Raw genomic sequence first — 21,529 nt, forward strand, 5'->3', positions numbered from 1 at the left:
AAAGGGAAGGAGTGAACCGGGATGGTAGTTGACATCGTGATTATCGGCGCCGGTCCCGCCGGGGCAAGCGCCGGGATTTTCGCCGGTCGGGCGGGCAAGAAGACGGTGCTGCTGGATAACGACCGAAGCGGCACAAGCAAGGCATGGGTAGACAATCATTATGCCGTTATGGGGGTGACGGGGTTCGACCTGTACGAAACGGGCAAGCTGCAGGCCCAAAAATGCGGGGCGCAGCTCGTCACCGCCGAGGCCATCGCTATCGAACCGACGGATACGGGGTTTTGTGTCGTGACGGAAGAAGAAGTGTACGAGGCGGCGTACGTGCTGATCGCATCCGGTCCGGGCCGGGAGCTTGCCGAACAGGCCGGCATCGAACTGAAATCCGGCGAAGGCCGAAGCTATATTAAAGTGGATGCCGAGGGGAGAACGAACGTCCCTGGTATTTGGGCCGCAGGGTTGTGCACCGGCGTGAGCATGCACGTGGCCGTTACGGCGGGAGACGGCGCTCGCGTGGCGATCCATATGCTGAGCGAAATGAACGGCAAACCGTACGTCGATCACGATATGATGTGCTGAGGAGATGACGAACATGGAGCAGCAAACGATTGGGCAAGCGGAGAAGGCGTTTTTCGAGAAGGAAGGATATCTCGTGCTCAAGCGCTTTTTTTCCGAGGAAGCCGTAAGGGCGCTGAACGAAGCTTATCACAAGGTATGGATGGAGCTAATGGCGGACGGCAAAATCGTGCAGGCGGCCAACCGCCCGTTCGACAGCTTGTATCCCCGGCTCCGGGACTATCACCGCGGTAATGAGGCCATTACCCGGTTTATTTTGGACGACCGGGCGATGGACGCGCTCGAAGCGCTGACCGGCGAGGAGATGCTGGCCTGCCAAACGAGCTATTATTTCAAAGCGCCGGGCGCCAAAGGGCTGCCTTTGCACCAGGACAACTACAGCATCGGCGCTTACCCGGATACGACTTACGCCATCTGGGTCAGTCTGGACGTATCCGACGAGCGGAACGGCGGTTTGCGGGTCGTCCCGGGTTCCCACGTTTTTGACATCGTTTCGCCGGAGTCCGTTCATGAGAAGGTGAACGTTTACGGCAAACGCATTCAAGTGCCCGAAGGCTTCGAGCAGAAGGAGCTCGCCAACGACATCGGAGACGTCGTTATTTTTAACGGCAACCTTTTGCACGGGTCGTCGGACAATCATTCCCGGGATTCGTTCCGCCGGGCGATCGTTACGCACTACGCGCGCGCAAGCGTCGAAAAAATTACGCTGAATTACAGTTACCTGCTGAACCGCAAAGGGGAGAAGGTTCGCCGCAAGCTGAACCCTGCAGCGCGGGTGGTCGAGACGAAAGAGTCGCTGTTTGAATTCAAAGAAGCCAAATTTTTCGATCAAATCATTCATCGGGGTTAGCATGAGTTTGCCGGACCTCGATACGTACGGGTTTATGAACGTTCTTGCGCAGCGCCGGGGGGTGTGTTTTGTACACGCTGACGACGGGGAGGAAACCTACGAACGATTGCACGAAACGATCGACTGGAATGCCCGCGCGCTCCGCAAGCTAGGCTGCACGACGGGACGGGGCGGTTGTGTGGCGCTGAATGTGCTCCTCGGGTGGCGGGCGGTGCCCGTGCTGCTCGCTGCACTCCGCGAAGGGGTCACGGTCGTGCCGGTCGATCCGTTCCGCAGCCCCGAATTGACGGCACGAGTGCTGAAGGAGGTGCGTCCGCTGCTGGTTCTCAACCAAGAGCAGTTGGAGACGGACGGGCGCATCGCGCTGTCCCGGGTCCCGGAAACGCCCCCTTCCCGACAGGGCGGTGCGTTGAGCGGCGTAGCGCTTATTATGTATACCTCGGGTACGGGAGGGTTTCCGAAGGGGGTTATGCTCACGTATCGCAACCTGTGGAGCAACGTGACGGATATTCTCGGCTATTTCGGTCTCCGTCCGGAGGACCGCCTGATGCTGGTGCGCCCGCTCACCCATGCTTCCGCTATAACGGGAGAGCTGCTGCCTGCGCTGTACTGCGGCTGTTCCATTGCCGTTAAGCCGCATGACGTTTCGCCGTTGCGGGTCATCCGCGATATCGAGGAGCAGAGGCCAACGGTGCTGTGCACGACGCCGACGGTCGCCTCCGCTTTCGCGCATTTTGCCGACCGGTACGACGTGACGTCACTGCGCAGTATTATGCTCAGCGGAGAGCTGCTGCTGTCCTCCCACTACGATCGTATCGCCCCGGCCTTTCCTTCCGCTGCCGTAGGCAACGCCTACGGGCTGACCGAGGCTTCTCCGCGCGTCAGCTGCCAGCCGGACATCCGCCAGGCGGATTCGCTGCATTGTGTCGGCCGACCGCTACGCCAAGTGAAGGTTAAGATCGCCGGCCGGGGGGGAGAACCGCTGCCGGAAGGCGAACGGGGCGAGCTCTGGGTATCGGGTCCGAACGTGATGCTGGGCTATTACGGAGACGAGCCGGCCACCCGCCGCAAGCTGCAGGACGGCTGGCTGCGCACGTCCGATCTGGCTTCCGTCCACGGCGGTATGCTCTACGTGCACGGCCGCGCCGACGATCTCATTATCCGCGGGGGCGTGAATGTTCATCCGGCCGAGATCGAATCGTTTCTGCTGGGTATCGAAGGCGTTACGGAAGCTTTGGTGTTCGGCCGCCGGGACGCGAACGTGATGCGGGCGGTCGCTTGGCTGGTGACGGAGCCGGAGTTGGAACGCAGCGACGTGTACCGGCGCATTTTGCGGGCAAAGCGGGATGCGAGGCTGTGGCCGGATGCGATCGAAATCAAATCCGTCCTGCCAAAAACTTCCTCGGGCAAGCTGATTCGGCCGAGGATGGAAAATGGCGAAGGAAAGGAAGGGAATAAGCATTGAGTGAAGAAGTGTGGCATGCATTTTTCGGATCGGACTATTTGACCTTTTCCGAAGTCATTCTTTCCCCTGAGCGAACCCGGTTTGAGGTCCAGCGCATTTTGGAGCTGCTGGACCTGCCGCCGGCCGCGTCGATTCTCGATTTGGGGTGCGGGCAAGGAAGAATTGCGGTTCCGCTGGCGAAGATGGGCTACCGGGTGACCGGCTACGACGGTTCCCCTGAGCTGCTGGAGGCTGCTCGGCGCAGGGCGGCAGAGGCCGGAGCGGACGTAAAGTTCCTGCACGGCGACATGCGGGACCTCGACTTCGACGAGGAATTCGATGCGGTTCTTAACGTAGGCACAGCTTTCGGTTATATCGCCGACGAAGAAGGCGACCGTCGCATATTGAATCGCGTGCGATTGGCGCTGAAGCCCGGCGGTTCGTTTCTGCAGGAGACGGAGAACCGGGATTACAAGCTGCAGGGCCTCCGCAATACATGGAACGAGATGAACGGGCGCCCGGTGTTCTCGGAACGGCAATTCGACAGCGTATCCGGACGCTGGACCGAGCGGATCTTCTGGTTCGAAGGCAGCGAGAAAAAGGGAACGGTGTTGAATGTGCGGCTGTATGCCGCCACCGAATTAATCGCGATGACGCAAAACGCCGGTTTGCGGGTGACCGATGTATTCGGCGGGTTCGATTTCTCCCCGCTGAAGGCGGACAGTCCCCGCATGCTGATATTGTCCAAAAAGGAGCAGAGCCGATGGAGAGCAAACATGTGATCATTCCGAAGGAAAAGATGGTATGGAGTCCCGGCGTCTACGAAAATACCGAAATGTGTTATCTGTGGGACGATCCTGAACTGGAGCGCAGAGTGTTTCTGCTCAAAATGAAGCCGGGCAGCGTCATCCCGATGCACGATCATCCGCAGCGGGAAATTGCGATGCTGCTGGAGGGCGAGATGATCTTAAACGAGACGGAAATTATGCGGGAAGGCGACTTTCTCACGGCGGGCCTTGGCGAGAGCCACGAAGTGACGACGGAAAAAGGCTGCGTGCTGTTTTTGTATATCGATTACAATGTCGAGAAGAAGAAGATCGTTGATGCGTTATGAGGCGATGCGAGGTGAATACGACGAACGGCAGCACCACTCTGTTCAACGAAGCATACCATGCGGCCTATGATTACGTCTCGGATTATACGGCATTTTCGCTGCTTCGCGCGCTGAGGACAGCCGGCGTTCCGATTCGCGGCGGCTTTTCGGAAGAGGAAGCCGTGCAGCGGCTCGGCTGCTTGCCGCAGTACCGTCCGCATGTGCGGTGGGTGCTGGCTTTTCTGGTCCAGCAGCAAGCATTGACTGTTTCGGCACAAGGAGAATATATGGAAGTCCGTCCGGAGGCTTGGTATCGTCCGGCCCAGGCGGCGGGCTTGAATTTAAACATCGAACCGTCGATGAGGCTTATCGACTACGTCATTTCGTGTTGGCCCGCGATCGTTCAAGGCAAAGCCGATCCGCTTCATGTGATGTTCGGTTCGCAGGGCTCCTCCCTTTGGGAGCGCTATTTCAACAACGGCCACGACTTGTATGCGGTTCACAATCAATGGGCCGCCGAATCGCTGGCCGACGAAATGCCGGATGACCGGAAAGCCAAAGTGCTGGAGGTCGGCGTGGGATACGGGTCGGCAGCGCGTGCGCTGCTTGCCGAATGCCAGCTGCGCTCTCAGGAGATCGACACGTACTTGCTGTCCGATGTCAGTCCCCTCCTGGCCGGTAAAGCGAAGGGAATGTTGGCAGCGGACTATCCCCGCGTTGCGATCCAGTCCCGTAGAATCGACATCAACCGCATTCAAGGCGTGTCCGCCTGTTCGTTTGATTTCATCTATGCGGTTAACGTCATTCATTGCGCCGAGTCCGTTCGGGATACGCTGGCCATGCTGCGAGAGCTGCTGTCCGAAGGCGGCTGCCTTGTGGTCTCGGAATGCGTGAGAGCCGATTATGCCAGCCGGCTTCATCAGGAGTTCGTCTTCTCCTTGCTGCCAGGGTTCGGCAACGTGCAGCCATGGCCGGAGGCCCCGCCTTGCTTCGGCTTCCGGACTGCCGAGGACTGGCGGCAGCTGATGCAGGCCGCAGGGTTCCGCAAGGCGCAGGCGGAAGTCAACGCAGGGGCTCAGGTCCGGGGCGTGATGATTAAGGGCTGGGTTTAAGACATCCGAGAGAATGTCATCAGAGTGTTGAGAAAGTGGGCTTTTACAAAAATAGAGAAGCATACGGAGGTGGGGTATCCACTGGAGAAGCGATAGCGGCCGCCTTTGTCTTCGGGAAATGTCCGCTAATAAGCGGCTTCCAATCAAATTTCCCGAGGACAACAGCGGTCGGAAGTGGATACCCCACCCCTTCGTAACCTCTATAATTCTATTCGACCACTTTCTCAACAAGCTCAAGACATCCGAGAGGATGTCTTTTTTTTCGGGCCCGAAACCTTCGTCGCCCCACGGTCCGGACGCATGATTTTCCACATGGCGAAAAAAGCCGATTCCTTCCCTATTAAAGCCGACTCCGTGATAAGAAAAGCCGAGTTGCCAGCGCACGAAACGCCTATCATAAACGGTAGGACGGCAACACAACTATTCATGGGCAGGAGGGAATCGATTGATTGTTTTATGGGATGTCGATCATGAAAAAGGTTCGGGCACGATTGTCGGGCATGAGATCGAGGAAATGCAGGAATATGTTCCTATTCGATGCGCGACGCATTGGGAAGAGGTAAGCGCCAGCGTGCAGGAAGGCTGCGGGGCTTTGTTTACAATGACTTCCCGGACCGAGCCGCCGCCGGAAGGGGACGGGGGCGCGCTTCCGTCCGGCGTTCCGCAATATTTAATTACGCACGTCGACAAGCAGGCCAAACTGCTGATCCGTTTTTTTCTGTTCTATTTGGCGTCGCTCTCGCTGGATTCGAACCGGCCTCTCCAACCGTCGTCTGCCGGCGCGCACGAGATCGACTGGAACAAATCGATTCAATACATCCATGACAATCTGGATAACAGCGAGCTTTCTTTGGAGGAGGTAGCGAAGCAAAACTACGTATGCAAATGGCATTTTTCGAAAATGTTCAAGAAGCAATTCGGCATCACCTTCCGGGAATTTCTTATTCGGGAGCGCATCGATTTGGCCAAACGAATGCTGCTGACCGACGAATCGGTGACCAATGTGTGCTATGCGGTCGGGTACGGGGATTTGACGCATTTTGGCCGCATGTTTCAAAAAAAGGTCGGCATGCCGCCTTCCCGGTTTAAAAGCATGCATTGGAAAAAAACGGGAAGCAGGGAGGGGAGTCTCGGATGAAAAAGTCAATCGTCTTGACGGCAGCTCTGATGATCGTCATTCTCGCGGCTTTGTGGGCGTATATGACCTGGACAAGCCCTTACAAGCTGCCGTCCGTGTCGTCCGACGTTCCGTGGACGTCTTATCAGTTGGATTTCAGTAAGGAAGAGAAGTCGTACCGCAATGCGAAATCGCTCGGGGAGAAGCCGGAGCCGCCCGCCCTGCCCCTCACGAGCGAAGAAGCGGCCGACCGGGCTTACGCCTACGCTCTTTCGCTGTCCAAGGCCGGCGACGGGAAACGGGACGAGCGAATCCGGTATTTGCAGGAAGCCGTAAGGCTCGTTCCGCGAAATTTGGCCTACAGCACGCCGCTCCGGCGCGAAATGGCGGCGGCGGGCCAAGGCGAAGCTTTCGTTCAATTCATGGACGGGCTGAAGGAGGCGGATCTGCCGCAGGTGCGCCTGCAAAAGGCGATGTCGCTCGTCGACCGGCTGCAGGAGCCGACAATCGGAACGGCATCGCTCGGACAATTATCATACTTGTCCATCGAAGTGCTGGATAAGGTGCTCGAAGACAATCCGTACGATTGGATGGCTCATTACGCCCGCGGAGTGAATAACCTGTACTGGCCTGTCGGGCTGCAGCGGATCGATAAATCGATTCAGGATTTAGCGTTCTGCGTTGCGGTGGCGCACAGCTTCGCCGACCGTTCCCCCGTGCTCTGGCCGAAAGCCTACACGGCGCTCGGCGACGCGCTGGTCAAGAAAGGCGACGTGAAAGAAGGCATGCAGGTCTGGAAGGACGGACTGAAGCGATTTCCGGAGCATGAGGAACTTAAGCGGCGCGTTCAGGCCGGTAACGGGCAGGCGGAGCAAATCGTCGCGAAGGAACGGGGCATGGAGCAGTTTCAACGTCCGGCGCCCGATATGACCGACTTCAGCGTCATTTGGAACAAGTAAACGGCAAAGGTGGATGGAAATGAAGGAAGTAGTCGTCAGCGGAATGGGAGTGCATACGTCCATCGGCTTCGGCACGGAGACGTTCTGGAGCGGTCTGCTTCAAGGCGCGTGCGGCATCGGTACGGTCGGCGTGTTCGACGTGAGCGGCCATAACCACAAGCGAGCGTGCGAAATCAAGCGGATGCAGCCGTCCGCGTATTTTCAAGACCGGGTGTCCGGCATGGGAAGAACGACGGGCATCGTCACGCCGGCCGTGGAGGAGGCGCTGCAGGACGCCGGACTTGCTCCCGACGGACTGTCTGCTTATCGGATCGGCCTGTGCATCGGAACGACGATGGGGGAGATTGAGCCTCTGGAAAAAACATTGAGCGGGGACCCGGTCGATACGCCCGGAGGACCGCATACGATTGCCGCTCACTTAAGCCGCCTGCTTCGTTTGTCCGGACCCCAATGGACTTTCACGAACGCCTGCTCGGCCGGTAATTTTGCCATCGCCAGATGTATGGAAGAGCTGCGGCTGGGACGGGCGGACATCATGATCGCGAGCGGAGTCGACTCGCTCTCTTGGGTGGCGTTTACCGGCTTCGCAAGCCTTCGCGCGATGTCGCCGGACGTGTGCCGGCCGTTCGACCGGAAGCGGCAGGGGCTTATTCTTGGCGAAGGCGCCGGCGTCCTTGTGCTGGAGACGCGAGAGCACGCGGAAAAACGCCGGGCGCAGGTCAAGGCGACGCTGCTCGGCTACGGACTGTGCTGCGACGCGCACCATATCACGCAGCCCGATCCGTCTGCCAAAGGAGCGGTCCGGGCGATGCGGCAGGCGCTTGCCATGTCCGGTCTCACGCCGGGCGATATCAGCCATGTGAGCGCCCATGGCACAGGCACGATCGCGAACGATCAGATGGAAACGAAAGCGATCGCGGAAGTGTTTGCCGGCAGCGGCCGCACGGTGACCGTCAATTCGATCAAAGGCCATATCGGCCATACGCTGGGGGCGGCGAGCGCTATCGAAGCCGTGATGGCGGTGAAGGCGATCGAAACGGGCCTGTTCCCGCCGACGCTGCATACGGAGGACATCGATCCGTTATGCACGCATGACAGCGTCCGGTTGAACCGCAGTGTCCGGTCCGAACCTGTAGAGGCCGTTCTGTCCAATTCCTACGCCTTCGGGGGAATCAATTCGTCCATCGTATTGGCCGGTCCGAAAGGAGGGAAAGCCGCATCATGACGAACGATGTACAGGTTCAGGTTCTCGGCGTCGGAGCCATAACGCAGGCAGGCTTCGGCGCGGCATTTGCGGGCAGCCTGCCGTCCGCAATCGAAACGGGCGGCGATATGAAACGCGCTGCCCTTGTACCGGATAGCGGAGACGCCCGGCTGAAGCGGATGAAGAAGTGGTCCAGATCGTCCCAGTTGGCCTGTTTCGCCGTTCACGAGGCGTTATCCGGGCACCCGGAGCCGGACCCTGTGCGGACGGCGATCGTCATCGGAGCCGACTACACCAATCTGGAGGCGATTCTGGCGATGGATGCGGAAGCAAAGCGCTACGGCGTCAACGGGACGAATCCGGCTTTGTTCCCGGAAACGGTGTTGAATGTAATCGGCGGGCATCTTTCTTCTTATTTCCGCATCGCCGGGGTGAACGTGACGATCTCCAGCGGCCCCCAAACCGGCTTGAAGGCGCTCGGCTATGCGGCCGATCTGCTCCGTCTCGGTCTGGCCGACCGGGCGATCGTGTGCACGGTCCATTTGCTGCCCCCGCCGCCCTTCGGGCAGAGGACGCTTCCGTGCGCGTACGAGCGCGAATCGGTTGCCGCTTTGCTCCTGGGTCCGGCGGCCGCTGATGCCGAAGCGGGAATTGCGCTTCGTTCGGAAGCGGCGCCGGAGGCAGAACAGCGGCGCCCGCTGGCGGCTACGGCAGCGTCCGAGGTGCCGCTTGCCATCGTCTCCGCCGTGCACCGGATCAGGCAGGAAGGCTGCGGGGAAGCAGTGATCGCAACGTCGGACGAATCCGGAAACGATGTCCGGATCACGCTGCTTCCGCATGCGGACGGTGGTTGGCGTTGAGCGGGCAGGAGGCAAGGAAAGGAGACGCTCGCCGGACGCCGCCCTTTCGTGCGGTAGTGACCGGGACCGGACTTGCCGCCTCGTCCGGCTTCGGAGAAGACCGGATCTGGGAGGCGGTGCTTCACCAGCGCTCGCCGGTCACTTCGCGAACATATGAGACGGGCGTCGGCGGGAGCGTCCGTTATCCGGTGTACGGCATCGACGCAGGCGAACTGCGGGCCCGGTTGACCGAGTCCGAGCGGCAGGCGATGGCCGAGTGGGGGCTATCCGGCGACGTCGATCTGGCTCTGCTTATTGTCACGATCCGGGAAGCGCTGCGGTCCGCCGGGCTTGATCCGGATTCCGCGGGACGGGAAGGCATGAACCTCTCGCTTGTGATCGGTCACGAAAATTTGGGCACCGTGTTCCTGGTCGATCGTCTGCTGCGCAGCGGAGGGATCGTACCGTCCGGACCGGACGAGGCGCTGCCTTCGTTCCGGCACTTTCAGGACTCGTTTTTTCATATTCAAACGTTCCCCTATTTGTTTTATTTGGCCCGGCTGTTCGGCGTGAACGGGTTGACGTACACGGTGAACAACGCCTGCGCTTCCGGATTGTACGCGCTGGAGCTCGGGAGGCAATTGCTCGCCTCCGGCAGCACGGACGCCGTTATCGTCGCCTGCTCGGATTATGCGCATGTCACCGAATATTTATGGCTTCAGGACAAGGGTGCACTGTCCAAAAAACACGAGCTTCGCCCGTTCGACCGCAAACGCGACGGCTCGATCCTCGGAGACGGAGCGGGAGCGCTCGTGCTGGAGTCCGCAGACCGTGCCGCACGGAGGGGGGCCGGTGCGGTTTGCGAATACGCCGGGGGCAGCTTCGGCCAGGACACTTGGAGCCTCACGCTGCCAGACGTCAGCCGGCATACTTACTCATCCGTCATTGCCGATGCCGTCGCCCGATGGGGCGGGGCCGGGGTCGATCTGCTGGTGCCGCACGGAGCCGGGAGCCCGCTTTGGGACCGGTATGAGGCGGCCGAAATTCGCCGGTCGTTCGCGCAGCTGTCGATGGCAACGCCGCTTGTGACGGCGTTTAAAGGCTATCTCGGCCATACGCTGGGAGCAAGCGCCATGCTGGAAATGCTGTTAATGCTGCGCTGCATGAAGGAAGGCCTCGTTCCGCCGACGCTTCATTACGAAGAGTCCGGAGCGAAGATCGAGCTCCCCGTGACGGCGGCCTGGGAGAAGCGGGACATTCGTACCGCCATCAAAGCGGTTCCCGCGTACGGAGGGTTTCATGCGGCTTGCCTTTTCAAAACCATAGATCTGAAAGAGGAATACGGGGGGAAGGAATGAGCCGGACACAATGGGATTTTTCCAATAAACGAGCAGTCGTCACCGGGGGCTCGCAAGGCATCGGAGCGGCCATTGTCCGGGGGTTGGCCGCAGCAGGCGCCTCCGTCTTGTTTACGTATTCGCGCCATGCCGAAGCGGCGGAGACGCTGGTGCGGGAATGCGGCGGTCCGAACGTCGTCACGGCAGTACAAGCGGACTTTGCGGCCTCATCCGGCTTGGAGCGGCTGACAGACCTCCTTTTCCGCGAGCCGGAAATTCATTGCGTGGTGAATAATGCGGGCATCGTTCTCGACGGACCGCTTTACACGATGCCGGAACGGCATTGGCAGGACGTGCTGCAGGTGAATTTATCCGCTTTATTCCCGGTTGCCAAAGCAGCGATTCCTTCGTTGGCCCGCTCCCGGGGCAGCATGGTTAACGTCGCGTCCGTTGCCGGCATCAGCGGCACGGCCGGACAGACGAACTATTCGGCGGCGAAAGCCGGCGTCATCGGATTTACGAAGGCGCTGGCGCGCGAGGCCGGACCGCTCGGGGTACGGGTGAACGCCATCGCTCCGGGCTATGTGGAAACCGGCATGCTCGGCCATCTGCAGCATGACAGAAAGAAAAAACTGACGCGGGGCATTCCGCTCAGGAGGCTCGGCCGGCCCGAAGAAATCGCCGAGGCGGTCCTGTTCCTCTTGTCGGATTCCGCTTCGTACATGACCGGTTCCGTGCTGGTGGCGGACGGGGGATTATATTGACAAAGGAGCTGTCGAGGGATGGAACGGAATCAGGAAGCTTTGAAGAGACGCTTGGTCGAGCTGGCATTTGAAATTACCGGAGAAGGGGAGCTCGGCGAAGACCAGGATTACGACGTTTACTTAACTTCGCCGCTGCCCGAGCTAGGGGTCGATTCGTTGACGGCGCTTGAGCTGGCCGTGCACCTGGAGCGCGAATTCGGGACCCGCCTGGAGGAGCAGGAGCTGACGCAGATTCGCACGCTGGAGGACATCGTCCGGTTTGTCGAAGCTAAAGGAGACTAAGATGCGGGTACAATGGCTCCGGCAAAATTATGCGTCCGTCGCGCGGAAAGTCCGGCCGCTTCAAAGCGACGATCCGTTTTTTGTCGACCGTTTTCAATCGATATTGACCGCCTTCCTGTACGGCTACAACAGCGTGCTAAACAGCCGACGGCTGGAGCCCGAGGCGGTTCGGCAGGAACTGGACGGACGTTTCGACGAGTTTTACCGGGGCTTCGCGTATGAGGGGCTCGGCATGGGGCTCGGAGCCCGGACGCTGTTTCTCCGCTCCGAACGCATGCGGCTCGAACAAGCCATGAACGCGGTAGCGCCGGGCTATTTGTACCAATATTACGTGGGGCTCGGCTGGTGGCTGTCGATGCGCTACGGCTTTCGCCAAACAGGCTACCGCCGTTTTCTGCGCGATCTAAGCCCGCTCTATGGCCCTATCGTGTTTGACGGGGTCGGGTTCCGTACCGGGCTGTTCCGCTTCGGGGCAAATCCGGGGATCGTTGCGCGCTTTGCGGAATTCGGACCGTTTGGGCAGCGGGTTTGCTATCAAGGGCTTGGCCGGTGCCTGTGGTTTCTGCACGAATTCAACCTGCTGCGGGTGATGCAAGACGTGCAGCGTCTGCCGCCCGAGCGTCGCGGCGACACGATGAGCGGAGTCGGGCTGGCCGTCGCTTACAGCCTGTTCGACGATCCGCACCGGGCGCTGGAGCTGCGCCGCCCGATGCCTGAGGAGCTGCGTCCCGCCTTTCGGCAAGGGCTTGCGTTCGGCTGGGAGGCCAGAAGGCTGCAGACCCCGGGATTTGCGGCGAAGCTGGAAGGCATTTCGTCCGAGGCGGCGGATACGATTCACGGATATGTCCGGTCGGTGCACCAGGTCAGACAGGAGCTGCTGGACAGCGGGGCATCCGTTCGTTTTTATACCGACTGGCTGGATGGCGTCCGCCGGCGTCTGGCAAACGAAAGTTAACAAGGGGAGAGACCATGCGATGAAATCGATAATCCGGGTAGTGGGCATTTTAAGTGCGGCTCTTGTTCTAGTGGCCGGCTGCTCTGCCGGAACGGGGGGCCGCAGCACCGAATACGGCATCTCCTATACGGACGTCACGGAGCAAGCGGGCATTAAATTTAAGCACGAGAAGGCGCAGTTCGATTCCAAAGGGGACAACATCATGCCCTGGCTGCAATCGACAGGCGCGGGCGTGGCCGTCGGCGATTACGACGGAGACGGTCTTATGGATCTGTACTTCATCAGCTCCAAGGCGAACAGCATGAACGCCCTTTACCATAATAACGGGGACGGCACGTTTACCGACGTAGCGCCCAAGCTGGGGCTTGCGGACGTGAACCGGGAAGCCGTCTCCGAGACGGCGCTGTGGATCGATTACGACAACAGCGGGCATCCGAGCCTTTTCATCGGCAAGTGGGGCGGGCCGAGCCAACTATTCCATAATAACGGGGACGGCACGTTTACGGACGTATCCGAGAAAAGCGGCGTCAGCAACTATATTGGAAACTACGCCAAAGCCATCTCGCTGGACTATAATCGCGACGGTCTTTTGGACATCTATTTAGGAGGCTATTTTCACGAAAAAAACAATTTGTTCCATCTCACGACGACGAAAATCATGCACAACGATTTCGAGAAGGCGCGAAACGGCGGCAAAAACGTGATGCTTCGCAACAACGGGGACGGCACGTTCACCGATGTAGCCGACGAGCTCGGAGTGGAGGACCGGGGCTGGACGCTCGCGACGGCGGCAGGAGACTTGAACAACGACGGCTGGCCCGACCTGTATAACGCCAACGATTTTGGACCGGACGTGCTCTACTTGAACGAGGAGGGCAAACGATTTAAACGCATCATCCAGCCGAGAGGCATCGGAGACGACACGTACAAGGGAATGAATGCGGACTTTGCCGATGTGTTTCACGACGGCAATCTGGCGATTTATGTCACGAATGTGAGCAAATCAAGGTATATTTTGGAAGGCAATCAGCTTTGGCATCCGAATGCCCAAGGCCAATACGTCGACCGCGCGGAGGAAATGGGGATCAATCTGGCGGGGTTCTCGTGGGGGGCGCGGTTTTTCGACGCAGATAACAGCGGCAATTTCAGCTTAATGGTCACGAACGGGTTCATCTCGGCGGGCAAAGAACGGGATTACTGGTTTGACCTCGGCACGTTGGCCACAACCCCTGGTACAATCGTCGAGGATATGAAAAACTGGCCTGCCTTCGCCGACAAGAGCTTGTCCGGTTACGAGAAAAAACGGCTGTTCTGGAATAACGGAAAAACGTTCAAAGACATTGCTCAGGAAACGGGAATTACGTTCGATTCCGACAGCCGGGGTGTCGCTGCCGTCGACTTGTGGAACCGTGGAGTGCTGGATCTCGTGTTCGCGAATCAAGGCGCCCAGCCCAAAGTGTATAAGACGACCAATACGACAAATCACAATTGGATCAAGCTTGAGCTGACGGGGACGGCGCCGAGCAACCGGGAAGCCGTCGGAGCGCGTGTAACGTTCGAGGTCAAAGGCGTGAAGACGGTCATGGAGCGGGACGGCGGCAATTCGCACGGAGCCCAGAGCGAGCCGCGTCTGCACTTTGGTCTTGGGGATGCGGCGCAAGCGGACAAGATCACGATCCGCTGGCCGAGCGGCCGACTGCAGGAGTTGACCCAGGTGAAAGCCAATCAGGTTCTGAAAGTGACGGAACCGGATGGTCCGGTCCCGGCGGCAGGTGTGAAATGAAGGAGCGGAGACTGAACGTAGAACATGCGTCGGTGCGCGTCGGCGTCATCGGCTGCGGCAAAATCGCGCAGACGCGCCATCTCCCGGAGCTGCTCGATAATCCCGACGCGAAGCTGGCCGCCGTGTGCGACCCCGACGGGAACCGCGCGAAGACGGTCGCCGAGTCGTTCGGTGTCCCGCAGGCATACGATTCGCACGAATTCCTCCTCGCATCGAGCGATATCGACGCGGTCGTCGTCTGTGCGCCGAATGCGCTGCATGCCGAGATTAGCCTTCAGGCGCTGCGTTCCGGCAAGCATGTGCTGGTCGAGAAGCCCCTGGCGATTGTCCGCGAAGATTGCATCCGCATGGTCGAAGCGGCGGAGCAATACGGGCTCGTCTTGGCCGTCGGCCATAATCAAAGGCTGCACCCGGTGTTCCGGCGGGCCAAGCAGCTGATCGCTTCCGGGCGGATCGGCGCGGTCATCCAGTTCGCTACGCAGTTCCAGCACGGCGGTCCGGAGACGTGGAGCGTAGACGGAGCCGCGAGTTGGTTTCTGCAGGGCGGCAGCGCCGGATTTGGCGTCATCGGCGACCTTGGCGTCCATCGGCTCGATCTGATGCGATGGCTGCTGGACGACGAAATCGCCGAGTTGAACGTCTATTCCGCTCATCGGCGCCCTATCACGGACATCGAAGACAATGCGGCGATGGCGCTGCGTTTTTCCGGCGGCGCTATCGGCACGATTCAAGTCGGCTGGAGCAACCCGCTGCAGGATCATCGGACCGTGATCTACGGGGAGCGGGGGATGCTGGTCATGGGAGAGACATTCGACGGCATCACCCTCGCCGATTACGGCAGCGGGAAGACGGAACAGGAAACCGTGGCGCTTTCCCTGCGTCGCGACGGGTACTTGTGCTCCGGCGTGGCCGACGATTTCATCCGCAGCATTCGGACGGGCAGCGCCCCTGCCGTCAGCGGCCGGGAAGCGCTCCGTACGATGGAGGCGCTGTTCCAGGCTTTGCCGGGCCCGTGATGGGTGTCGCCGAAGCCGCGAAAAAAATTTTTTTCTCCAGCTTGTATGGTTTTCCTTCTGCGATTCGTTACTTCATGTGAAAGCCTATTAATTCCACGATTCGAGGAGGAAACCAATCATGAAAAGCACGGATTTGAAAGCTTCCATCAAACGCATTCCCGCTTTTACCGCAGCCGTACACCCGGTAGTGGCGAATTACACCGAAATGGGCAAGGAAGTGAGAAAGTCCTGGAAGCAGGTAGACAGTCTGATTCCGAAGGGCCATCCGATGCGGCTGCAAGGCGATGTGGCCTACACCTTCTCCCCGCAGCGCATTCTGGGGAGCGACATCAGCAGCTTCGAAATAAAAATCGGGGTGCAGGTCGAGTCGCACGCCACTCTGGCGCAGCCGATGGAACTGTTCCAAGTGCCGGAGCGGGAGTACGTAACGACTCATTTCCGCGGAGGATGGAAAGAGCTGAACACGGTTTATTTTGATCTCATCAACTGGATCAAAGAGAACGGGTACGAGCTGGATCAATCGGATGACGTCTATTGGATCGAAACGTATCCGCTAAACCCGGTCAATCCGTTCGAAATTCCGCATGATCAAATCGAGACGTTCGATTACGAGATCAGCATGGCAGTCGTTAAAAAGTGATCCGGATTGCAGGGAAAAGCAATCGCCCTCCAGCTTGCCTTCTTGGCGGGGAGGGCGATTTATTTATGTCCGGCAGCGGACATTCGCATCGAATCGCTGCTGGTGAATCGAGCGAGCTCTTCAAAAAAAAATTGTCTGAATTTTGATCAAAAATTGAATTTTATATGAACAAAATCGCAAAAGTGTGGTATACTATTGGAAGAGAAAGCACTTTCAATGGTTTAGGAGTGATCGCTATGACGACGAAAACGGCAGTTTTGGCCGAAGGAACCGGAAACGAGCGCAATGTGAGCAGATTGGTAGCTTTGATGACGGCGACAGCATGGGTGCTGCTTGGAATCGGATTGCTGCTTAGTTTATTTAATCTGCATGACTTCAGTGATCGTAACACGTCCCTCATGGTCGGGGTCGGGTTCATGGTCGGCAGCGTTCATATCTATGTAATCCGTACGGCCATCCATCTGGTTCATTCCAGAGCCAAAGCGGAAGACGACAGTAAATAAGTGACATAACACACAAATTTTAGCCCCTTCGGGATCTCCCGGAGGGGTTTTTGGTGTTATTTGGAGTGTCATATTTTAACAAGTGCAAAATATTTGTCAGCTTCGTGAAAATTTTTTTGCAGAAAAATGACGAAACATTGACGTATTTGTTAAATGCCGCGAACATTTTGTCGTAATCTGTTATGGTGGTTTTATAGAGTGATCTGGCTCACAGTCAGAACAATCATGCATTTCGGAGAGCTTGGGAGAGGATCGACATGAGAAAACCGGTAAAGATCGGCCGAATTTCGCTAGCGCTGCTGTTCATCCTGATGATGGCGCTGCTAACCGGCTGCGGACAAGAAATGATGGTGTTCGACCCGAAAGGGCCGATTGCCCAAGACCAGCGAGACCTGATCGTGATCTCGACCGTGCTTTGCCTTATCGTATTGGTGCCCGTGCTGGTCATGACGGCGGTCATCGTATGGCGCTATCGCGACGCGAAAGGAAACAAGGCGGCCTACAAGCCGAATTGGGCGCACAGCACCAAGCTGGAGATGATCTGGTGGGGGATTCCGATCATCATCATCCTTATTCTAGGCGGCGTGACGGTAAAATATACGTATGCGTTGGAGCCTTCCAAGCCGATTCAATCGGACCAGAAGCCGATTGTCGTTCAAGCGACGTCGTTGGATTGGAAATGGCTGTTTACTTATCCGGAGCAGGGAATTGCGACGGTGAACTATTTGCAAATTCCGAAGGGCGTTCCGATCAAGTTCGAATTGACGTCCGACGCTCCGATGAACTCCTTCTGGATCCCGCAGCTTGGCGGACAGATGTACACGATGTCCGGCATGGCGATGACCTTGTATCTGCAAGCGGACGAAGCTGGCAAATATTTCGGCACCGCCGCGAACTTCAGCGGGGAGCATTTTAACGATATGAAATTTGACGTCCATGCGACGTCGCGGGAAGAGTTCGACAAGTGGGCCGCGGGAGTCAAAAAATCGGCAGGCCCGTTGACGCAAGCCGGCTATGACGCATTGGCCAAGCCAGGCCGCTCCGGCGAGCAGTTTTTCTCGTCGTTCCCGGATAACCTGTTCTACAACATCGTTACGAAATATGCGGTCGGCGGCTCGCACGGCGCTCATGGCGCTCACGGAGCGACATCCGGCGGCAGCGGCAACGAATCTGGCGGGAAGCAGGGCGCTGCAGTCAGCAGCAACAAGATGGAGGACGTAACCGCGGGCGAAGGCCACGGGGCTCATGGAGCGGTTCACAGCGCCTCCGGAAAATAACGCAACGCTTGATTTATTTTTAACAGAAAAGAGGCCCACTCATGCTGGATACCATTAAACAATTCGCATCGGAGTTTTTCGTCACCGGGGATCCGCTAATTCTCGGGGCACAGGTAAGTATCGGGCTTGCGATGGTAGCCATCGTCTTCGTGCTTACGTTCTTCAAAAAATGGGGCTGGCTGTGGCGCGAATGGCTGACGACCGTCGACCATAAGCGCATCGGCATCATGTATATTATTTGCTCCATTCTGATGCTGTTCCGCGGCGGTGTCGACGCACTGCTCATGCGGCTGCAGCTGGCGATGCCCGGCGTCGAATTTCTGCAGGCGGATCACTATAACGCCATCTTCACGACGCACGGCGTCATCATGATTCTGTTCATGGCGATGCCGCTCATGTTCGGTCTGTTTAATGTCGTCGTTCCGCTGCAAATCGGCGCGCGCGACGTTGCCTTTCCGTTTTTGAACTCGCTCAGCTTCTGGCTGTTCTTTTTCGGTGCCATGCTGTTCAACCTTTCGTTCGTCATCGGCGGTTCGCCGGATGCGGGCTGGCTGGCATCCCCGCCGCTTTCCGAGCTGTCCCACAGCCCGGGCGTCGGTCAAAACTTCTACATCTGGGGCATTCAGATCTCGGGGATCGGGAGCTTGGCGACGGGGATCAACTTTATCGTTACGATTCTCAAAATGCGCGCGCCCGGCATGAAGCTGATGAAAATGCCGATGTTTTCCTGGTCGGTGTTGTCCAGCTGTATCATGATCATTTTCGCGTTCCCGATTTTGACCGTTACGTTGTTCCTGCTGTTCCTTGACCGTTTTGCGGGCGCGCATTTCTTCACGCTCGACGGCGGCGGCAACCCGATGATGTATATCAACTTGATCTGGATGTGGGGCCACCCCGAAGTGTATATCGTCGTCGTGCCGGCGTTCGGCATTTTCTCCGAGGTGGTTGCGACCTTCTCCAGGAAAAAGCTGTTCGGCTATTCTTCGATGGTATTCGCCATGATCGGGATCAGCGTGCTTTCGTTCTTTACTTGGGTCCATCACTTCTTCACCATGGGCTCCGGCGCGGATGTCAATGCGTTCTTCGCGATAACAACCATGCTGATCGCGATACCGACCGGGGTCAAGGTGTTCAACTGGCTGTTTACGATGTTCCGCGGCCGAATCCGGTTTACGACACCGATGATGTGGGCGGTCGCGTTCATTCCGTGCTTCGTCATCGGCGGGATGACCGGGGTGCTGTTGTCCGTTGCTCCGGCTGACTTCCAATTTCACAACAGCTACTTCCTGATTGCGCACTTCCACCAAGTGCTGATCGGCGGCGTCGTATTCGGATACTTTGCAGGTCTTTACTACTGGTGGCCGAAAATGTTCGGCTTCAAGCTGAACGAGCGTCTCGGCAAATGGGCGTTCTGGTTCTGGAACATCGGTTTCTACGTGTGCTTCATGCCGCAATATTTCCTCGGACTGGACGGCATGACGCGCCGTACGTATACGTACGATTTTGACATGGGCTGGGGACCGCTCAACCTCGTTTCGACGATCGGCGGCTTCCTGATGGGGATTGCGTTCATTTTCCAAGTATGGCAGATCGCTTACAGCATCAAAAATCATGAGAAAGACACGACAGGCGACGCCTGGGACGGACGCACGCTCGAATGGACGATTCCTTCGCCGGCGCCGATGTATAACTTCGCTATTACGCCGACCGTGCAGGAAACGGACGATTGGTGGGAGCGGAAGCAGAAAGGCGAGAAGCCGCTCGCTCCGATTCCGGATGCGAAGCTGGAGCCGATCCATATGCCGAAAAACTCGGCGATTCCGTTCATCAAGTCCGCGCTCTGGTTCTTCGCCGGGTTTGGGTTCGTATGGAACTGGATGTGGCTGACGATTCCGGCGCTTGTCGGCATCGCGATCTGCATGCTGGCGCGTTCGTTCTCGTACGATACCGATTATTACATTCCGGTCGATGAAGTGAAGCGCACAGAGCAACTGGCAAGGGGGGCAAAAGCTTAATGGCACATACAGCGGCAAATCACGGACACGACGCTCACGACCACGATCATCACGATCAAGAGTCGCTGAAGACGTTCGGCTTTTGGCTCTTTCTGATTACGGACGTTATTTTATTCGGCACATTGTTTGCTACCTATATCGTTCTTCGCGGCAATACGAATGCGGGACCGACGCCCGAGGAACTGTTTCAAATGCCCGGCATTATTGCCGAAACGTTCATCCTGCTGACAAGCAGCTTTACGAGCGGGATTGCGGTGCTTGCGATGCATCGCGGCAACAAGCAGCAACTGATCGGCTGGCTTGCGGTCACCGCGCTGCTCGGCGCGGCGTTCATCGCGCTGGAAGTGACGGAGTTCGTGCATATGGTGCACGAGGGCGCGACGATTTCCACCAGCGCTTTTCTATCCGCGTTCTTCACGTTGGTAGGGACGCACGGTTTGCACGTTTCGCTTGGCTTGGTATGGATGATCGGGCTCATGCTTCAGCTCCGCAAACGCGGCATTAATCCCGTCACCAAGCGCAAAGTGGAAAATCTCAGCCTGTACTGGCACTTTCTTGACGTCGTCTGGATTTTCGTCCTCACGGTCGTCTACTTGATGGGGGTGATGTAAGATGGGGAACTCGCATGGAGCTTCTTCGCATGACCAGCACGGCTCCCATGGCTCGCTGAAGTCTTATACGATCGGGTTCGTGCTTTCGATCATCTTGACGATCATTCCGATTACGATCGTATTGAACAGCATGCTGAGCAAGACGGCGACGTTGATCGTGATTCTTGCGATGGCTATTCTTCAGTTCGTCGTGCAGCTCGTCTTCTTCATGCACCTGCGCGAAGGCGAGAATGCCCGCTGGAACATGATGGCGCTGCTGCTTGGCATGATTATTCTGTTGACCATCGTAGCAGGCTCGATCTGGATTATGACTTACAATGCGGTAGCGCATTGATGTGAGGGGCGAGAAATCGCCCCTCAGAGCTGTCGAGAAATTCGCGACAGCTCTTTTTTATTTTCATTATATTTAATGAAGACACAACATTAATATAATGCAATATGCAAGGTTCATAGGAACGGACGTTGATATAAAACAAAAGGAAACCCGATGTCTTTGAATAAGACACCGGGCTTCTCAACACGCTGAGCACCTGTAAGGTGCCGATCAATTGAAATCTAATTACAAAGTGGACACGCTGCCGTTAATGTAAATAGGGAACTTTGTATAGGTGGTATACATAATATAATAGGATCCCGGGCCAAGATTAAAATCTCGGGATTGAGGAGCAGTTCCGAATACTCCGGAAAACATCCCCGCAATGGATCCGTCAGACCTCATGATATAATACGAAGAATTAATTAGGCCGTTGTCCTGCGGATTCTGAGGGCGCTGCACAACTTGGAGTCTTACAGTTTGACTAGAGCCTAGGTAAAAACTTCCGCTTGAGGCGCGTGTATCATGCCAGGAACCGTCCTCAATGGCACTGACGTTGAAACTATAGATGTAAGTACTGAGCTGGCTAGCAGTTTGCTCAACATTTTGTGCTTGGGTTGGAACTACATCACTTGCGAAAATGGATTGTGGAGTCGTTAAAGCAGCACAAATAGATAATACGGCTAATGCTTTGATCGTTTTCATTTTTACGCCTCCATTTATGAGTTCTATGAGATCTGGCCAGATGCTCTACCAAAATATAACATAAAAATTAAATTAATTCAATTAAATGTTAATATTATGTATTAAATGTATATTATGACTGAGTGATTCTACTAAAA

Annotated in this window: 23 protein-coding genes; 22 read left to right on the forward strand and 1 reads right to left on the reverse strand. The window is 57.2% G+C overall.

Going from position 1 to position 21,529, the window contains the following annotated elements:
- The first annotated feature begins 21 nt into the window (after positions 1–21).
- From KQX66_RS14005 to cyoD, 22 genes are all read left to right on the forward strand, one after another.
- Positions 22–576 carry an FAD-dependent oxidoreductase gene (locus KQX66_RS14005; protein WP_216793368.1) on the forward strand — a complete coding sequence of 185 codons (555 nt, stop codon included), beginning with the start codon at positions 22–24 and terminating at the stop codon, positions 574–576.
- Between the two features lie 13 nt (positions 577–589).
- Positions 590–1,423, forward strand: a complete 834-nt coding sequence (locus KQX66_RS14010) for a phytanoyl-CoA dioxygenase family protein (protein WP_216793370.1) — start codon at positions 590–592, stop codon at positions 1,421–1,423.
- A gap of 1 nt (position 1,424) precedes the next feature.
- Positions 1,425–2,888, forward strand: coding sequence for a class I adenylate-forming enzyme family protein (locus tag KQX66_RS14015; protein WP_253957135.1), 1,464 nt, complete (start codon positions 1,425–1,427; stop codon positions 2,886–2,888).
- Positions 2,885–3,649: a class I SAM-dependent methyltransferase gene (locus KQX66_RS14020; RefSeq protein ID WP_216793371.1), complete on the forward strand. Its 765-nt coding sequence runs from the start codon at positions 2,885–2,887 to the stop codon at positions 3,647–3,649. Before KQX66_RS14015 ends, KQX66_RS14020 begins: the two co-directional genes overlap by 4 nt.
- On the forward strand, positions 3,631–3,981 hold the full coding sequence (locus KQX66_RS14025) for a cupin domain-containing protein (protein ID WP_063181663.1): 351 nt from the start codon (positions 3,631–3,633) through the stop codon (positions 3,979–3,981). The genes KQX66_RS14020 and KQX66_RS14025 overlap by 19 nt, the downstream gene beginning before the upstream one ends.
- An 11-nt stretch (positions 3,982–3,992) precedes the next feature.
- Positions 3,993–5,072 carry a class I SAM-dependent methyltransferase gene (locus tag KQX66_RS38095; RefSeq protein WP_216793374.1) on the forward strand — a complete coding sequence of 360 codons (1,080 nt, stop codon included), beginning with the start codon at positions 3,993–3,995 and terminating at the stop codon, positions 5,070–5,072.
- A gap of 445 nt (positions 5,073–5,517) precedes the next feature.
- Entirely contained in the window at positions 5,518–6,210 is a 693-nt protein-coding gene (locus KQX66_RS14035) for a helix-turn-helix transcriptional regulator (protein WP_216793376.1), read from the forward strand.
- A complete protein-coding gene (locus KQX66_RS14040; protein WP_216793377.1) occupies positions 6,207–7,148 on the forward strand; it encodes a tetratricopeptide repeat protein in 942 nt (313 codons plus the stop codon). Before KQX66_RS14035 ends, KQX66_RS14040 begins: the two co-directional genes overlap by 4 nt.
- Positions 7,149–7,167: 19 nt before the next feature.
- A complete protein-coding gene (locus tag KQX66_RS14045) occupies positions 7,168–8,373 on the forward strand; it encodes a beta-ketoacyl-[acyl-carrier-protein] synthase family protein (protein WP_216793379.1) in 1,206 nt (401 codons plus the stop codon).
- A complete protein-coding gene (locus KQX66_RS14050) occupies positions 8,370–9,212 on the forward strand; it encodes a beta-ketoacyl synthase N-terminal-like domain-containing protein (RefSeq protein WP_216793381.1) in 843 nt (280 codons plus the stop codon). The genes KQX66_RS14045 and KQX66_RS14050 overlap by 4 nt, the downstream gene beginning before the upstream one ends.
- Entirely contained in the window at positions 9,209–10,549 is a 1,341-nt protein-coding gene (locus KQX66_RS14055) for a beta-ketoacyl synthase N-terminal-like domain-containing protein (protein ID WP_216793383.1), read from the forward strand. The genes KQX66_RS14050 and KQX66_RS14055 overlap by 4 nt, the downstream gene beginning before the upstream one ends.
- Positions 10,546–11,292, forward strand: a complete 747-nt coding sequence (locus tag KQX66_RS14060; RefSeq protein ID WP_216793385.1) for an SDR family oxidoreductase — start codon at positions 10,546–10,548, stop codon at positions 11,290–11,292. Before KQX66_RS14055 ends, KQX66_RS14060 begins: the two co-directional genes overlap by 4 nt.
- 18 nt (positions 11,293–11,310) lie before the next feature.
- Positions 11,311–11,574: an acyl carrier protein gene (locus KQX66_RS14065; RefSeq protein ID WP_216793387.1), complete on the forward strand. Its 264-nt coding sequence runs from the start codon at positions 11,311–11,313 to the stop codon at positions 11,572–11,574.
- Position 11,575: 1 nt separating this feature from the next.
- Complete coding sequence (locus KQX66_RS14070) at positions 11,576–12,529, forward strand: DUF1702 family protein (protein ID WP_216793389.1); 954 nt, start codon at positions 11,576–11,578, stop codon at positions 12,527–12,529.
- Between the two features lie 19 nt (positions 12,530–12,548).
- Positions 12,549–14,312: a CRTAC1 family protein gene (locus KQX66_RS14075; protein WP_216793391.1), complete on the forward strand. Its 1,764-nt coding sequence runs from the start codon at positions 12,549–12,551 to the stop codon at positions 14,310–14,312.
- On the forward strand, positions 14,309–15,328 hold the full coding sequence (locus KQX66_RS14080; RefSeq protein ID WP_216793393.1) for a Gfo/Idh/MocA family protein: 1,020 nt from the start codon (positions 14,309–14,311) through the stop codon (positions 15,326–15,328). The genes KQX66_RS14075 and KQX66_RS14080 overlap by 4 nt, the downstream gene beginning before the upstream one ends.
- Before the next feature lie 118 nt (positions 15,329–15,446).
- A complete protein-coding gene (locus tag KQX66_RS14085) occupies positions 15,447–15,968 on the forward strand; it encodes a GyrI-like domain-containing protein (protein WP_216793395.1) in 522 nt (173 codons plus the stop codon).
- A gap of 236 nt (positions 15,969–16,204) precedes the next feature.
- A complete protein-coding gene (locus KQX66_RS14090) occupies positions 16,205–16,471 on the forward strand; it encodes a hypothetical protein (RefSeq protein ID WP_216793396.1) in 267 nt (88 codons plus the stop codon).
- Between the two features lie 257 nt (positions 16,472–16,728).
- Positions 16,729–17,748, forward strand: coding sequence for a ubiquinol oxidase subunit II (gene cyoA / locus KQX66_RS14095; protein ID WP_216793398.1), 1,020 nt, complete (start codon positions 16,729–16,731; stop codon positions 17,746–17,748).
- A 41-nt stretch (positions 17,749–17,789) separates the two neighbouring features.
- The gene (locus KQX66_RS14100; protein ID WP_216793400.1) at positions 17,790–19,763 is read left to right on the forward strand and encodes a cbb3-type cytochrome c oxidase subunit I; all 1,974 of its coding nucleotides are present in this window, start codon (positions 17,790–17,792) and stop codon (positions 19,761–19,763) included.
- Positions 19,763–20,374 (forward strand): cytochrome o ubiquinol oxidase subunit III, encoded by a 612-nt coding sequence (gene cyoC / locus KQX66_RS14105; RefSeq protein ID WP_216793402.1) that lies wholly within the window; start codon positions 19,763–19,765, stop codon positions 20,372–20,374. The genes KQX66_RS14100 and cyoC overlap by 1 nt, the downstream gene beginning before the upstream one ends.
- A gap of 1 nt (position 20,375) precedes the next feature.
- Positions 20,376–20,708: a cytochrome o ubiquinol oxidase subunit IV gene (cyoD, locus tag KQX66_RS14110; RefSeq protein WP_054972445.1), complete on the forward strand. Its 333-nt coding sequence runs from the start codon at positions 20,376–20,378 to the stop codon at positions 20,706–20,708.
- Between the two features lie 225 nt (positions 20,709–20,933).
- Here the strand turns inward: cyoD and KQX66_RS14115 are convergent, their stop codons facing one another.
- Positions 20,934–21,392, reverse strand: coding sequence for a hypothetical protein (locus tag KQX66_RS14115; protein ID WP_216793404.1), 459 nt, complete (start codon positions 21,390–21,392; stop codon positions 20,934–20,936).
- Between the last annotated feature and the right edge of the window lie 137 nt (positions 21,393–21,529).

The sequence above is a fragment of the Paenibacillus oleatilyticus genome, from assembly GCF_018998565.1.
Lineage (GTDB): Bacteria > Bacillota > Bacilli > Paenibacillales > NBRC-103111 > Paenibacillus_G > Paenibacillus_G oleatilyticus.